Source organism: Streptomyces coeruleorubidus (genome assembly GCF_028885415.1).
Taxonomy (GTDB): Bacteria; Actinomycetota; Actinomycetes; order Streptomycetales; family Streptomycetaceae; genus Streptomyces; species Streptomyces coeruleorubidus_A.
Map to the genome: position 1 here is coordinate 6,900,954 of NZ_CP118527.1, position 13,703 is coordinate 6,914,656.

The 13,703-nt window shown below is 71.2% G+C and carries 11 protein-coding genes, 3 pseudogenes and 2 riboswitches; of the genes and pseudogenes, 5 read left to right on the forward strand and 9 right to left on the reverse strand.

Annotated elements, in window-relative coordinates; genetic code table 11:
• Positions 1 to 44 precede the first annotated feature (44 nt).
• Together PV963_RS32215 and PV963_RS32220 are read right to left on the reverse strand one after the other, a co-directional pair.
• Positions 45 to 836 (reverse strand): ABC transporter ATP-binding protein, encoded by a 792-nt coding sequence (locus PV963_RS32215; protein WP_274819803.1) that lies wholly within the window; start codon positions 834 to 836, stop codon positions 45 to 47.
• Positions 833 to 1,506 (reverse strand): annotated as a pseudogene (locus PV963_RS32220) (alpha-isopropylmalate synthase regulatory domain-containing protein); the annotation flags it as partial. The gene PV963_RS32215 and the pseudogene PV963_RS32220, both read right to left, overlap by 4 nt.
• Positions 1,507 to 1,510: 4 nt before the next feature.
• Here PV963_RS32220 and PV963_RS32225 point away from each other — a divergent pair.
• From PV963_RS32225 to PV963_RS32235, 3 genes and pseudogenes are all read left to right on the forward strand, one after another.
• A pseudogene (locus tag PV963_RS32225) lies at positions 1,511 to 1,923 on the forward strand (FCD domain-containing protein); the annotation flags it as partial.
• Between the two features lie 88 nt (positions 1,924 to 2,011).
• A complete protein-coding gene (locus PV963_RS32230) occupies positions 2,012 to 2,674 on the forward strand; it encodes an NADPH-dependent F420 reductase (protein WP_425540965.1) in 663 nt (220 codons plus the stop codon).
• A 637-nt stretch (positions 2,675 to 3,311) separates the two neighbouring features.
• Positions 3,312 to 4,246 (forward strand): annotated as a pseudogene (locus tag PV963_RS32235) (IS5 family transposase).
• A 15-nt stretch (positions 4,247 to 4,261) separates the two neighbouring features.
• Here the strand turns inward: PV963_RS32235 and PV963_RS32240 are convergent.
• The 3 genes from PV963_RS32240 to PV963_RS32250 form a co-directional block, all read right to left on the reverse strand.
• Positions 4,262 to 4,576: a hypothetical protein gene (locus PV963_RS32240; RefSeq protein ID WP_274819805.1), complete on the reverse strand. Its 315-nt coding sequence runs from the start codon at positions 4,574 to 4,576 to the stop codon at positions 4,262 to 4,264.
• Between the two features lie 240 nt (positions 4,577 to 4,816).
• Complete coding sequence (locus PV963_RS32245) at positions 4,817 to 6,052, reverse strand: IS701 family transposase (RefSeq protein WP_274819806.1); 1,236 nt, start codon at positions 6,050 to 6,052, stop codon at positions 4,817 to 4,819.
• A gap of 61 nt (positions 6,053 to 6,113) precedes the next feature.
• Entirely contained in the window at positions 6,114 to 6,671 is a 558-nt protein-coding gene (locus PV963_RS32250; protein ID WP_274819808.1) for a GH25 family lysozyme, read from the reverse strand.
• 134 nt (positions 6,672 to 6,805) lie between these two features.
• On the opposite strand from PV963_RS32250, the gene PV963_RS32255 reads away from it, so the two are divergent.
• Positions 6,806 to 8,023 (forward strand): ATP-grasp domain-containing protein, encoded by a 1,218-nt coding sequence (locus tag PV963_RS32255; RefSeq protein WP_274819810.1) that lies wholly within the window; start codon positions 6,806 to 6,808, stop codon positions 8,021 to 8,023.
• A 231-nt stretch (positions 8,024 to 8,254) separates the two neighbouring features.
• On the opposite strand, the gene PV963_RS32260 is transcribed toward PV963_RS32255, so the two are convergent.
• From PV963_RS32260 to gcvT, 4 genes are all read right to left on the reverse strand, one after another.
• Positions 8,255 to 9,622 carry an L-serine ammonia-lyase gene (locus PV963_RS32260; protein ID WP_274819811.1) on the reverse strand — a complete coding sequence of 456 codons (1,368 nt, stop codon included), beginning with the start codon at positions 9,620 to 9,622 and terminating at the stop codon, positions 8,255 to 8,257.
• 83 nt (positions 9,623 to 9,705) lie between these two features.
• The gene (gene glyA / locus PV963_RS32265; RefSeq protein WP_274819813.1) at positions 9,706 to 10,968 is read right to left on the reverse strand and encodes a serine hydroxymethyltransferase; all 1,263 of its coding nucleotides are present in this window, start codon (positions 10,966 to 10,968) and stop codon (positions 9,706 to 9,708) included.
• A 14-nt stretch (positions 10,969 to 10,982) separates the two neighbouring features.
• Complete coding sequence (gene gcvH, locus PV963_RS32270) at positions 10,983 to 11,360, reverse strand: glycine cleavage system protein GcvH (RefSeq protein WP_274819815.1); 378 nt, start codon at positions 11,358 to 11,360, stop codon at positions 10,983 to 10,985.
• A gap of 102 nt (positions 11,361 to 11,462) precedes the next feature.
• On the reverse strand, positions 11,463 to 12,590 hold the full coding sequence (gcvT, locus tag PV963_RS32275; protein WP_274819816.1) for a glycine cleavage system aminomethyltransferase GcvT: 1,128 nt from the start codon (positions 12,588 to 12,590) through the stop codon (positions 11,463 to 11,465).
• Positions 12,591 to 12,625: 35 nt separating this feature from the next.
• Positions 12,626 to 12,727: riboswitch (glycine riboswitch) on the reverse strand.
• Positions 12,728 to 12,828: riboswitch (glycine riboswitch) on the reverse strand.
• Positions 12,829 to 13,010: 182 nt separating this feature from the next.
• Between gcvT and PV963_RS32280 the strand changes: the two genes are divergently transcribed.
• Complete coding sequence (locus tag PV963_RS32280) at positions 13,011 to 13,679, forward strand: AAA family ATPase (RefSeq protein WP_274819818.1); 669 nt, start codon at positions 13,011 to 13,013, stop codon at positions 13,677 to 13,679.
• The last annotated feature ends 24 nt before the right edge of the window (positions 13,680 to 13,703 follow it).

Consider the following 13,703-nt stretch of genomic DNA (forward strand, 5'->3'; position numbering starts at 1 on the left):
GAGTCGTGGGGCCCGGCCCGTCCTCGGACGGACCGGGCCCCACGTCATCCCCGTCGTGCCGTGCGTACGCTCCAGCGGCCGTCGTGCCGCTCCAGTGTCAGCGGCAGGTCGAAGCACTTGCCGAGCCGGTCGGCGGTCGGCACCCCGGCCACCGGGCCGCCCGCGAGCGCACGCCCCTCGCGCAGCAGCAGGGCGTGCGTGGTGTGGGCCGGCAGGTCCTCCAGGTGGTGGGTGACCAGGACCGTCGCCAGGTGCGGATGCTCCCGGCGCAGTTCCCCGAGCGCCCCGATCAGCTGCTCCCGGCCCGGCAGGTCCAGGCCGGTGGCCGGTTCGTCCAGGAGCAGCAGCCGGGGCTCGGGCATGAGGGCCCGGGCGATCAGAGTCCGGCCGCGCTGACCCTGGGAGAGCGTGGGCCAGCGCGCCTCACGGTGCTCGGTGAGCCCCAGCGTCCGGATCAGCCGCTCCGCCCGCTCCCGCTGCTCCGGCGCCGGACGCCACCGGGGCAGCGGCTCCACCGAGTTGGTCAGGCCGGTCAGGACGACGTCCCGTACCCGCAGCGGCGAGGTGAGCGGATGCCGCGGGTCGACATGCCCGACGTGCGCACGCAGCTCCCGCACGTCGACCCGGCCCAGCCGGTGGCCCAGCACCTCCACGCAGCCCCGGGGCGGGTGGACGAGCGCGCCGAGCAGGCCGAGCAGGGTCGACTTGCCCGCGCCGTTCGCGCCGAGCAACGCCCAGTGCTCACCGGCCCGGACGGTCAGTGACACCTCCGCCAGGATCGGCCGGCCGTCGCGTACGACGTGGACGTCCTCGGCCCGCAGGACGACTCGCGTCACCGCAGCGCCCTGTTCACCGCGGCCAGCACCGCCCGGACCGAGGCGCCCAGGGCCGAGGAGTCCCGGCCCGCGCCCCAGCACGTCCTGCCGCCGACACGGCACTCGGCGAAGGCGTTCGTGCCCTCGTCGCCGCCTGCTCGCAGAAGTCGAGCACGTCCACGGTGATCCCGGCGCCGGCCAGCGCGTCGACGAACGCGGAGACCGGGCCGCCGCCGGTGCCCTCGTAGTCGCCGGTGCGCTCGCCGGTCCGCAGCGTGCACACGAAGCGGTGGCCGCCGGTCTCGTCGCGGTGCACGGACCAGGCCTCCAGCGCCACCTCCCCGTCCTCCACCACGTACGTCGCCCGGAACAGCGCGTACAGCTCCTTCGCCGTCATCTCCCGCCCGCTGTCGTCCGTCGCCTCCTGCACGGCCCGGGAGAAGTCCGGCCGCATGCGCGCGGGGATGCCGACGCCGTGACGGGTGCGCAGCGGGTAGGCCGTGCCGCCCTTGCCCGACTGCGAGTTCACACGGATCACCGCCTCGTAGGAGCGGCCCACGTCGGCCGGGTCGATCGGCAGGTACGGCACCGACCAGGGCGCCTGCCGCTCGGGCACGCCCAGTTCCCGGGCCCGCTCTGCGTGCCGGGCCAGACCCTTGCTGATCGCGTCCTGGTGGGTGCCCGAGAAGGCGGCCGACGTCTACGAGGTCCGGATGGCGGTCGAGGTGCACGCCGCCCGGCTCGCCGCGCGCCGCCGCACCCCCGAGGACGTCACGGTGCTCCGGGCCGCGCTGGAGGGCCGCCGCGCCGCCGGCACGGCCGACGACGCCGCCTTCGTCGACGCGGACATCGCCTTCCACGCCGCCGTGGTCGCCGCCGCCCACAACCCGGTGCTCGCCGACCTGTTGCCGAGTTCACCCCCGTCCTGCGCGAGGGCCTGATCGAGCTGCTGTCCCTGACCGGCCTGCGCGCCGACGACCCGGACACCGGCGACGAGGCGCACGAGGCACTCGTCCGGGCGGTGGCGGACGGGGACGCGGAGGGGGCGGCGGAGGTGCTGCGCGGGGAACTGGAGGACCCGTTCGCGCCGGCCCGGACACCGGAATAGCCCATCCGCTCCGGAGGTTGACCCTGTTCACGAAGGCCCCGCGAGGAGGCCAAGGCGTCACCGATCCCCGGAAGGGCGAGGCGAGGACATGAAGATCGGCATCATCGGAGCCGGCAACATCGGCGGCAATCTGACCCGGCGGCTCACCGCCCTCGGTCACGACGTGTCCGTCGCCAACTCCCGAGGTCCGCACACACTCACGGCCCTTGCGGAGGAGACCGGCGCGACACCCGTGACGGTCGAGGAGGCACCCCGGGGCGCCGAGATCGTCGTCGTCACCGTCCCGCTGAAGGCGGTCCCCGACTTGCCGTCCGGCCTGTTCGACGAGGCGGCCGACGGCGTCGCGGTCATCGACACCGGCAACTACTACCCCCGGCAGCGGGACGGCAGGATCGTCGCGATCGAGGACGAGGGCCTCACCGAGAGCCGCTGGACGGAACGGCAGATCGGCCACCCCGTGATCAAGGCCTTCAACGGCACGTACGCCCAGGACATCCTGGACCGCCCGCTCCCGGCCGGCGACCCCGACCGCATGGCCCTCCCGGTGGCCGGCGACGACGAGGCGGCCAAGCGCAAGGTACGGGACCTGATCGACGAACTCGGCTTCGACACCGTCGACGCGGGCGGCATCGACGACTCCTGGCGCCAGCAGCCCGACACCCCGGTCTACGGCCTGCGCGGCGACGTAGAGGCGGTCACGAAGGCCCTGGCGGAGGCGTCCCCGGAACGCAAGCCGGAGTTCCGGGCATAAGGTCCACGGGCCGATGCGCACACGGCAGTCGTGAAGGCGGATCCGGACGACGTCTGGCGCACCCTCTCTATACCCTGGCCCCTCCTTCGCCGTGCCTCTCGCAGCCCGGCCGCCTGATCGACTGCACTCCCCCCACATACGGCACCCGGCCCCGCCCCTTGGAGAGAGCTCAACCCTTGAAGCCTCCGGGTGACGACCCGGTCCCGGGCTGCCCCCTGTTCCTCGGAGGCGCTCACGGCTTCTCGACCTACACCCTGAACTTCCCTCTTCTTCCCATCACTTCGCCACACCTGCCTCCGAGCCGAAACCCGAGCGGCGTTCCCGGAGCCGGCCCGTGAGTACGCCATGCGCGCCCGTCATCAGTACCGGCTTCCGCGCGAGGGCAGTAACGCGCCTGCTGGCGAGCGCGAGGCGCGAGGCCGAGTGACGCGTGGACCGACCCCTGTGATCCGAGCTTGCACGGTCTGATGTGCGAGAGCGTCACATGCGTTCGGCGCCCTCGCTGATCGGATGGTAGGTCGACAGGATGCAGTAGCAGGGGGAACGAAGTGCGGGTGTGTGAAGCGGGCGGGGACGGGTGGACCTGCGACCGGTCATCTGGCCGGTTTCCGCTGACGAAGGGGCTGTGCAGGACCCACTGCACCCAGCTCCGGCGAGGCAAGGTGCTGGCTCCCATCAACGTCGACCGCGCGGCCGTCGAGAGCCTGGACGTTGGGGCCGATGGCGGGATCACCGACAGGTGATCGATGGGATCCTGCATCGGGTGCGAACCGGAGTGCAGTGGCGGGATCTTCCCGAGCGGTTCGGCCCCTGGAAGACCGTCTATGAACGCCACCGACTGTGGTCGGCCGACGGGACGTGGGGGCGTCTGCTGGAGCAGGTTCAGGCCGCTGCCGATGTCGCGGGCGAGGTCGACTGGGGCATCTCGGTGGACTCCACCATCGTGCGGGCCCATCAGCACGCGGCCGGTGCCAGGACGGAACCGCCGCCGGTGCCCGCGTCAAAGGGGGCCGAAGCGGCAGAACACCAGGGCGAAACACCGTGGCAAAGCCTGCTCGCCCGGCTGGTGGAGGTGGTGCAGGAGGTGAGGGCCTGCGCCGCTCGCGGGACGGGTTCACCAGCAAACTCCACCTGAGCGCGGACGGCCGTTGGCGCCCGCTGTCCCTGGTCGTCACTGGCGGACAGCGGGCGGACTGCACCCAGTTCCAGACAGTGCTGGCAAAGATCCGCGTTCCGCGGGTCGGTCCGGGCCGGCCCCGCACGAAGCCCGACAGCGTGGCGGCCGACAAGGGATACAGCAACGGCCCGTGCCGCGAGCACCTGCGGCATCGGGGCATCCAACACACGATCCCGGAGAAGTCCGATAGCCAGGCCGCCCGCCTGCGCAAAGGCTCGCGCGGCGGACGGCCACCAGGCTTCGACGCAGAGCGGTACAAGAAGCGCAACACCGTGGAACGAGCGATCAACAGGCTGAAGCAGTCCCGGGCCGTAGCCACGCGCTATGACAAGCGCGGCTACGTCTTCCTTGGCACCGCTACAGCAGCTGCCCTTGTCATCTGGCTCCGAACATGACCGCCCGGACAGGATTCACGGTGTGCCGCCGCCTGTCCGGCTACCACCGGCGAGCTGACCCACCATCATGACAATGAGGCCGGCAAGGAGAATCGCGGCGCCGATCAGCGTTCCCGACGGCCGAGCACCGGAATCGCTGATCATCAACCCGAAAACCAGCTGCCAGCACAGCGCAAAGGCCACCACCATCTGACCCCACCCATAGATCCGCGGGGCGCGAACATGGCGCCGGTTCATGGGAAGCACCCAGCCGCTAATCACCGCCGCAACGCCGGATGCGGCGATGAGCAGCGCCAACAGGACAAGGGGCACGGCGAGGTACAGCTTCACGGGTTCTCCCCTGCGTACCGGGCCCACGCCCGACGACAGCGTGATCATGACACCCGCTGCATCGCACGTCCATATCTACGCAGGCCCGGTGATCGGCCGGACAAGCCCTAGTAGTGCTTCGTTAGGTTCTGGGCTGTCTGCGGCTTCTCCGAGGGCTGGGCAGGGGGCGTCCGCAGGTGGTGCAGGTACCGGTCCAGCACCTCAGCAGGTCCTGAAGAACGTCGAGGACCTGGTAGAAGGTCAGGCCGGTGTGCGGACTTTTGGGTCGAGTCGCCTGAGAGTGAGGAATGCCTGGGCGGCGGTGACGAGGGTGACGTGGTGGTGCCAGCCGCGCCAGGTACGACCCTCGAAGTGGTCCAGGCCGAGGCCATGCTTGAGCTCGCGGTAGTCGTGCTCGATCCGCCAGCGCATCTTCGCCCACCGCACCAGGTCAGCGGCCGGTGTGGTGGCAGGCAGATTCGATATCCAGTAGTCCGTCGGAGTGTCCTGGCCGTCCGGCCATTCAACGAGGAGTGTCTGGACGGGGAGGACTCCGTCCCACCGGGTGCGGCCGCCGCCCGCCTCCTGAGCCGCGGCGAGGGACTGCTTGCCCGCGGGCCGCACCGTCAGCACCGCGAATCGTGAGGTCATCGCTGCCCTGCTGCCCTGCCGCCAGGTCACCTCGGTGAACCGGTCGGCGCCGGCCTCCGCTGCGAGGACGGAGACGGCTCGTGGTGGGGTGCGATAGCGGGGAAGGGTGGGCGGCCCGAGTCCGCCATAAGCAGGCTGGTGCGGCTCGGCATTCTCCGGGTGGGCGACTTCCTTGCCGTTCAGGGCCAGGACATAGGACAGCCCCCGCTCCTCAAGGCCGAGCCGGAATGGGGTGCTGACGCCGTAGCCGGCGTCGGCGACCACGATCGGCGCCTTCAACTGCCAGTCGGCGAGGGTGTCCGGCAGGCCGAGCGCGAGACGCCACTTCTCCTGGTGCACCACGTCGTCGGGGACTCCTGCCCTGCGGCATCGGTCCGGTTCGTCCGTCCACTCACGCGGCAGATACAACTGCCACTGCAACGGGCACGAGGCGGTGTCGGTGGCGGCATGGACACTGACCGCGACCTGGCAGTTCGCCCGTTTGCCGACCGCTCCGCAGTACTGGCGGGCCACCCCCACCGACGCTGTGCCGCACTTGGGGAACGACACGTCGTCGATCACCCACACCTCGGGCCTGACCACTTCGGACAGCCGCTCGGCGATCCGCTGCCTGACGGGCAGCGGATCCCATGGCGACTGGTTCACGAACTGCTGCAGGGCCTGCATGTTCCCGTCCGGCAGACGCTCGGCCATCGGCTGGATCGACTTGCGCCGGCCGTCGAGCATCAGGCCCCGCAGATAACACTCGCCCCACCGCCGCTGATCCCGCCGCGGAACCGACCCGAACACATCGGCAACGAACTCCGCCAACTCGCCCCGGAGCCGCTCCACTTCCCCCAACCTCACTTCGGGAAGCTGCCCACGATCAGCCGAGATCACGCAACGTAACGAAGCGCTACTAGGCGTGTCAGGCGTCCTCGGCCCACTTCCGCAGCGCCGCCTTGTTCTCGAAGTCGGCCACGTTCTTGTCCAGCGGATCGTCGGTGTACTGGTGGAATCGCCACTTGGCCTTGATGCGCGGCTTCCCGGCACTGACGTAGTCGGCGATCCACAGGCCGTCGCCCGCGTAGGAGGTTTTGTCGATGGTCAGCCAAAAATGCCTGTTCGCATACAGAATGATCTGGTTGTTCGGCCGGAGGTCCTTCAGCTTCCGGATGAACAGGTCCTTCTCCGCGTTGCTCGCGTGCGTCCCGTTGCTGGTCGTCTCCCAGTCGACGGCGAGGATGTCGCCCGGCCGGTCCGGGGCCTTGCCGACGAAGTACTCGGCCTGGGCGGTGAGGTTGCCGGGCCACAGGAAGTGGTAGAAGCCGACGACCAGCCCGGCGTCGCGGGCCCGCTTGGTCTGGGCGGCGAGTCTGGGGTTGACGTAGGAACGCCCCTCGGTCGCCTTGACGAAGACGAAGGAGAGGCCGTCGGTGTTGTAGGAGGAGGGCTGGTAGGCGCTCACGTCTATGCCGCGCAGCATGGGGGCTCCCTGAAGTGCTGGTGGGGGAGGGGGAGTTGGTGTCTACCACCATGGCACGGGCTGCTGTGGACTGACGTGTAATTGTCAACTTGCGAATAATTGTCAACTTGCGAACGGGAACGGTGTCCGACCGAATGACGACAGCACACACCCCCGCGGCGACCCCGACGGCAGCGGACGACGGCGGCGAGACGGGGAGCAGCTCGGTGCTCTACCTCGGCATGCGGCGCTCACCCCTGGAATGGCGCGCCGAACTCGACGCCGCCGCCGCGCGGGGACTGAGCGTCCACGTCGCCTCCGACGCCGACGTCTCCCACACCGGGCTGCCCGGCCACCGGCTCGGCTCCTTCGACCGCTGCTCCTCGCTCGCGGAGCAGGCCGCTCAGGCCGCCCCGGACCAGGCCCCCGTCGCGGTCGCCTGCTGGGGCGACAAGTACGTCGGCCTCACCGCGCTGCTCGCCGAGCGGTTCGGCGTGCGCGGCATCGGTACCGACGCCGCGGCCGTCACCACGGACAAGGCGGCCCAGCGCCGGGCCATGGAGCCGTACGGGCTCAACCCGCCCTGGCGGGCGGGCCGGACACGCGACGAGCTGCGGGCCGCCGTCTCGGAGCTCGGCACCGCGGGCCGGCCCCTGGTGTTCAAGCCCGCCCACTGCTCCGGCGGCCGCGGCATGGCGCTGATCACCCAGGACACCGGCCTGGACGAGGTGTTCGCGCTCACGGCCGCCAACTACTCCAAGACCAGCGACTTCCTCGTCGAGGAGTACGTCGACGGCTCCGAGCACTCGGTCTCCGGTGTCGTCTCCGACGGCACGGTGCGGATCCTCGGCGTCACCGACAAGAGCGTCGAGGGGCCGTTGTCCCCGTCGTGGGCCACGGCTGTCCCTTCCGCTCTGGCGGAGGCGCAGGTGAAGGATCTGATGCGGGCCGCCGAGCAGGCCGTGCTCGCCGTCGGCCTCGGGACCGGGGGATTCCATGTCGACCTGCGGCTCGGCTCCACGGGCCCCGTCGTCCTGGAGGTCGGCGGACGGCTCGGCGGCGACCTGATCAACTCCCACCTCATCCCGTACGCGCACCAGGGTGCCGTCCGTCCCTACGAGGCGCTGCTCGCCCTGCTCACCGACGGAGAGCTGCCCGGCGAGACCCCCGAGCCGAGTCGCGGCGCGGCCATGGTGCTGCTGCCCCAGGACGGACGCCCGGCAGGCGAGGTGGCCGTGGCCGCGCTCGCCCGCCCCCGGGTCGTCCTCGCCGAGGACTGGCCCGGCACGGACACCGTCGTGGCGATCGTCGTCACCGAGGACCCGGCCGATCTGCCCGCGGCCGTGGCGGACGTCCGCGAGTCGGCCCGGTGACCGCCGCCCCGCTCGGCCGGGTGACTGCCGGCCCCCGCTCGGCCGTGCATCCGGTGCGGAGTTGGCGCTCCGGGTCGGCTCCCCGGGTGGCCGCCGCGAACAACCTCGGCCCTCGCAACTGCGTCCGGTCTTCGAGGAACTGAGGCCGCCTCACCGGCTCGGGCGGCCACAGCTCCTTCCGCCACGACCGCCACGACCGCGGCGACAGCCGCTCGACGCCGCCCGGGCCCCTCAGCACTCGATGATGTTGACGGCCAGCCCGCCCCGCGCGGTCTCCTTGTACTTCACCGACATGTCCGCGCCGGTGTCCTTCATGGTCTTGATGACCTTGTCCAGGGACACCTTGTGGGAGCCGTCGCCGCGCATCGCCATGCGCGCGGCCGTGACGGCCTTCACCGCGGCCATGCCGTTGCGCTCGATGCACGGGATCTGGACCAGGCCGCCGACCGGGTCGCAGGTCAGGCCGAGGTTATGCTCCATGCCGATCTCCGCGGCGTTCTCGACCTGCTCCGGGGAGCCGCCGAGGACCTCGGCCAGCGCGCCCGCCGCCATGGAGCAGGCGGAGCCCACCTCGCCCTGGCAGCCGACCTCGGCGCCGGAGATCGACGCGTTCTCCTTGAACAGCATGCCGATCGCGCCCGCGGCGAGCAGGAAGCGGACCACGCCCTCCTCGTCGGCGCCGGGCACGAAGTTGACGTAGTAGTGCAGGACCGCCGGGATGATGCCGGCCGCGCCGTTCGTCGGGGCGGTCACGACCCGGCCGCCGGCCGCGTTCTCCTCGTTGACCGCCATCGCGTAGAGCGTGATCCACTCCATGGCGAGGGCTTTGGAGTCGCCCTCGGAGCGCAGCTTGCGGGCGGTGTTGGCGGCCCGGCGGCGCACCTTCAGACCGCCCGGCAGGATGCCCTCGCGGGACATGCCGCGCGCCACGCACGCCTCCATCACCCGCCAGATCTCCAGCAGTCCGGCGCGGATCTCCTCCTCGGTGCGCCAGGCCCGCTCGTTCTCCAGCATCAGCGCGGAGATGGACAGGCCCGTCTCCCCGGCCATGCGCAGCAGCTCGTCGCCCGTGCGGAAGGGGTACTTCAGCACGGTGTCGTCGAGCTTGATGCGGTCCGCGCCGACCGCTTCCTCGTCGACGACGAAGCCGCCGCCGACCGAGTAGTACGTCTTCGTCAGCAGCTCGGCGCCCGAGGCGTCGTACGCCCACAGGGTCATGCCGTTCGCGTGGTACGGCAGGGCCTTGCGGCGGTGCAGGACCATGTCGTCGTCGTAGGAGAACGCGATCTCGTGCTCGCCCAGCAGCCTCAGCCGGCCGTCGGCCTTGATCGCCTCCACCCGTGCGTCGGCCGTCTCCACGTCCACCGTGCGCGGCGAGTCGCCCTCCAGACCGAGCAGCACCGCCTTGGGCGTGCCGTGGCCGTGGCCGGTGGCGCCGAGCGAGCCGTAGAGCTCCGCGCGGACCTTCGCGGTCGGGGTGAGCAGTTCCTCGTTGCGCAGCCGCCGGGCGAACATCCGGGCCGCGCGCATCGGGCCGACCGTGTGGGAGCTGGACGGGCCGATGCCGATCGAGAACAGGTCGAAGACCGAGATGGCCACGGGAACTCCTGACTACGGGGGTGGTGCGAAGGGGGTGGGCGCCGCGCCGCTCGTGGCCGCACGGCGCCCGAAAGGTTTCTTCGTTATGTGATCAGACCCGGGTACAGCGGGTGCTTGTCGGCCAGGGCCTTCACCCGGGCCTTGAGGGCCTCCGCGTCGTAGGACGGCTTCAGCGCCTCGGCGATGACGTCCGCGACCTCCGCGAAGTCCTCGGCCGCAAAGCCCCGGGTCGCCAGGGCCGGCGTGCCGATCCGCAGACCCGACGTCACCATCGGCGGACGCGGGTCGTTCGGGATCGCGTTGCGGTTGACCGTGATGCCCACCTCGTGGAGGCGGTCCTCGGCCTGCCGGCCGTCCAGCTCCGAGTGGCGCAGGTCGACCAGGACCAGGTGCACGTCCGTGCCGCCGGACAGGACGTCCACGCCCACGGCCCGGACGTCGTCCTTCACCAGACGCTCGGCCAGGATGCGGGCACCCTCCAGCGTACGGCGCTGGCGCTCCTTGAAGTCCTCCGAGGCCGCGACCTTGAAGGCGACCGCCTTGGCCGCGATCACATGCTCCAGCGGACCGCCCTGCTGACCGGGGAAGACAGCGGAGTTGATCTTCTTGGCGAGTTCGGCGGTGGACAGGATCACACCGCCGCGCGGGCCGCCCAGCGTCTTGTGGGTCGTCGTGGTCACCACGTGCGCGTGCGGGACCGGGTTCGGGTGCAGCCCGGCCGCGACGAGCCCCGCGAAGTGGGCCATGTCGACCATCAGGTACGCGCCGACCTCGTCCGCGATCCGGCGGAACTCCGCGAAGTCCAGCTGCCGCGGGTAGGCCGACCAGCCCGCGACGATCAGCTTGGGCCTGGACTCCTTGGCCAGCCGCTCGACCTCGGCCATGTCGACCCGGCCGTCGTCGCCGACGTGGTAGGCGACGACGTCGTAGAGCTTGCCGGAGAAGTTGATCTTCATGCCGTGGGTCAGGTGCCCGCCGTGCGCGAGGTTCAGACCCATGATGGTGTCGCCCGGCTCGAGCAGCGCGAACATCGCGGCCGCGTTGGCCTGGGCGCCCGAGTGCGGCTGCACGTTGGCGTGCTCGGCGCCGAACAGCTCCTTGACCCGGTCGATCGCGATCTGCTCGACCACGTCGACGTGCTCGCAGCCGCCGTAGTAGCGGCGGCCCGGGTAGCCCTCGGCGTACTTGTTGGTGAGGACCGAGCCCTGCGCCTCCATGACCGCGACCGGAGCGAAGTTCTCCGAGGCGATCATCTCGAGCGTGGACTGCTGCCGGTGCAGCTCGGCGTCGACCGCGGCGGCCACGGCCGGGTCGAGCTCGTGCAGGGGTGTGTTCAGGACGGACATACGGCTACGCCTCCTCAGCCGGCGGAGAACGCGGTGTACTCGTCGGCGGAGAGCAGGTCGCCCGGCTCGTCCGTGACCCGCACCTTGAACAGCCAGCCGCCCTCGAAGGGGGCCGAGTTCACCAGCGACGGGTCGTTCACGACGTCCTCGTTGACCTCGGTGACCTCACCGGAGACGGGGGAGTAGAGGTCGGACACCGACTTGGTCGACTCCAGCTCGCCGCAGGTCTCGCCCGCGGACACCGAGTCACCGACCTCGGGGAGCTGGACGAACACGACATCGCCGAGCGCGTTGGCCGCGTGCTCCGTGATGCCGACCGTCGAGACGCCGTCATCGGCGGCCGACAGCCACTCGTGCTCCTTGCTGTAACGCAGCTGCTGGGGGTTGCTCATGGCCTGGATTCTCCTGTACGCGCGGGAGTGCTGTGGAAGGGGGACTGCTGGTGAGCTGGGAGGACGGACAGCGGGGTCGCTGCCGCGGCCCTTGGCCAGTGTCTACTTCTGGCGCTTGTAGAACGGCAGCGCCACGACCTCGTACGGCTCGTGACTGCCCCGGATGTCCACGCCCACGCCGGGCGTGCCGGGCGCGGCGTGCGCGGCGTCGACGTAGGCCATGGCGATCGGCTTGCCGAGGGTGGGGGAGGGGGCGCCGGAGGTGACCTCGCCGATCACCTCGCCGCCGGCGACGACCGCGTACCCGGCGCGCGGGACCCGGCGGCCCTCGGCGACCAGGCCGACCAGCACGCGGGGCGGGTTCTGCTCGGCGCGGGCGGCGGCCTCGCGCAGGGCCTCGCGCCCCACGAAGTCGCCGTCCTTCTCGAACTTCACCACCCGGCCGAGCCCGGCGTCGAAGGGCGTCAGGGACGTGCTCAGCTCGTGCCCGTACAGCGGCATTCCCGCCTCCAGGCGCAGCGTGTCGCGGCAGGACAGCCCGCACGGGACCAGTCCGGCGCCCTCGCCCGCCTTGGTCAGGGCCTGCCACAGCTCGACCGCGTGCTCCGGCTTCACGAACAGCTCGAAGCCGTCCTCGCCGGTGTAGCCGGTACGGGCGATCAGCGCCGGGACGCCCGCGACCGTGCCGGGCAGACCGGCGTAGTACTTCAGGCCGTCGAGGTCGGCGTCGGTGAGGGACTTCAGGATCGCCGGGGACTGAGGACCCTGTACGGCGATCAGCGCGTAGGCGTCCCGGTCGTCGCGCACCTCGGCGTCGAAGCCCGCGGAACGTTCCGCCAGGGCGTCCAGCACGACCTGGGCGTTGGAGGCGTTGGCGACGACCATGTACTCGGGGGCCTCGGCCTCGGCCAGCCGGTAGACGATCAGGTCGTCGAGGATGCCGCCGTCGGCCCGGCAGATCATGGTGTAGCGGGCGCGGCCGGGCTTGACTCCGCCGATGTTGCCCACCAGGGCGTAGTCGAGGAGGGCGGCGGCCTGCGGACCGGTGACGGTGATCTCCCCCATGTGGGAGAGGTCGAAGAGCCCGGCCCTCGTGCGCACGGCGTTGTGCTCGTCACGCTCGGAGCCGTAGCGCAGGGGCATGTCCCAGCCGGCGAAGTCGGTCATCGTCGCGCCGAGCGAGCGATGCAGGGCATCGAGCGCGGTGTGGCGCAGTGGCGTACTGCTCATCGGTCGGTCTCCAAGGGCATGACGGGCGAGGTCGTTCCTCCCCATCTGTCATCGGAACCTGAGAGGTTCGCCATGAAGGACATGGCTTGCACCTTGGGTGGGACCACCGAGGACGGCGGCCCGCTTTTCAGATGTGCCTCGCCCGCGCGGTAACGGGGCCTGAGAGATTCAAGGGAGGGACTTGCTCCTTCGGCGCCCCAGCGTCGGACGGTGCTGGGGACTCTCCCGCGCGGATTCAAACGGCCGGTATGCAGTTGGCGCGCACATCATTGCACGCATCGTCGCGGGGTGGCAGGGCAGCACCCTGTAGCAGGCCTGTTGCAGGAAGAGGACTAAAACCAGAGACATCGGGCATTACCTTCTCTTTACACTCGGCGGGGATGGGTCTTCCGTACCTGGCCCCAGGGGAGGACGATCACGGTGAACAGGACCACCGCGTACGCCACGACAACGGGCGTCGCGCTGCCCGAGCAGCCGGCCGTTCCGGCACGCGCGGGCTGCGGCCCGCTGCCGGTGCCGGTCGTCCGCGATCTGCGCGAGCGCGCCGGCCGCGGCCCGCACGCGCTGCTGTTCGGCCCCCGCGACCTCGTCGTGGTCACGGGCCTGCCCGGCAGCGGCAAGTCCACGCTGATGCGGCGCACCGTGCCCGGCCGGCGCATCGACTCCCAGGACACCCGCGACCGCTGGGACAGCCGCATGCCGCGCTTCCTGCCGTACGCGGTCTACCGCCCGCTCGTCCGCCTCGCCCACTACGCCGGGCTGCGTCGCGCCCTGCGCACCGGCGAGGGCGTCGTCGTGCACGACTGCGGCACCCAGGCCTGGGTGCGCCGCTGGCTGGCCCGCGAGGCCCGTCGCCGGGGCGGCACCCTGCATCTGCTCATGCTCGACGTCACCCCCGAGGAGGCCCTGGCCGGCCAGCGCGACCGCGGCCGCGGTGTCTCGCGGTACGCGTTCCTGCGCCACCGCGCGGCGACCACCCGCCTGCTGCGCGCCGTGGAGCGGGGCGAACTGCCCGCGGGCTGCGGCTCGGCGATCCTCGTCGACCGGGACGCGGCGGACACCCTGCGCCGGATCGGGTTCACGGGCTGACGGCCGCCGGCCGGCGAGCCGCTA